The organism is Streptomyces murinus (assembly GCF_002154555.1).
GTDB classification, from domain to species: domain Bacteria; phylum Actinomycetota; class Actinomycetes; order Streptomycetales; family Streptomycetaceae; genus Streptomyces; species Streptomyces murinus.
Genome location: NZ_MUNF01000210.1, coordinates 1 through 363 on the forward strand (window position 1 = coordinate 1; position 363 = coordinate 363).

General features: G+C 67.8%; 1 pseudogene. It reads right to left on the minus strand.

What is annotated here, in order from left to right:
- Window positions 1–158, minus strand: a pseudogene (locus tag CCN72_RS40525) (alpha-ketoglutarate-dependent dioxygenase AlkB); the annotation flags it as partial.
- Window positions 159–363 lie beyond the last annotated feature (205 nt).

The window sequence follows — 363 nt, forward strand, 5'->3', positions numbered from 1 at the left end:
GCGAGCCGTTCGAACAGGGTATCGGCGCCGGTCAGCCAGCCGGGCAGGACATCGATCCAGGCGCCGGCGCCGAGCACGGTCCGGCGCAGCCCGCGCAAGGGGCCCAGGCGCAGCGCGTCGGTCTGGTCGAACAGGGAGCCCTGGAGGTGCGTGGCCATGGGGCCAGCGTACTCCGTATTCGAAAATACGTTCCAATTCGATCAGCGAGCTTCGAGCGGTGCTTCGTGGGGCGCCGTGCACCGTGGGCCCCTGTGGACCCTCTTTCGATACATCGCTGTATCGGATACATTCCTGTATCGAACGGGAGGAGCCGTCATGCAGGAGACCGCCAGACGCGTCACCCGGCGCCGCGCGGAGACCCGG